Source organism: Peribacillus sp. SIMBA_075, assembly GCF_046534585.1.
Window position 1 is genome coordinate 1 of the sequence record NZ_JAWRYN010000503.1, and the last position, 276, is coordinate 276.

The 276-nt window shown below is 31.9% G+C and carries 1 protein-coding gene; it reads right to left on the minus strand.

Annotated features, from left to right (window positions below; genetic code table 11):
- On the minus strand, positions 1 to 276 hold a 276-nt coding region (locus SB775_RS29185; RefSeq protein WP_410864715.1), incomplete at both ends, for a UDP binding domain-containing protein.

The window sequence follows — 276 nt, forward strand, 5'->3', positions numbered from 1 at the left end:
ACGTGTATCTATTAATCGCTCAATCCCTTTAAAGAGCTTCCAATCGATACTAGAGTGATCCGTTACAATTAAAATACAATCTGCTTGTTTAATTCTTTGTTCATCTAATGGAACAGATTGATATAGTGTATCTCCAATTTTCGCTGTAGAAATATACGGATCATGATATTCTATCTTGTATCCTTCTTTTATTAATAATTGAATAATTGGCAACGCCGGTGATTCTCTCAAATCATTTACATCTTTCTTATATGCAATCCCTACTATTAAAACCGT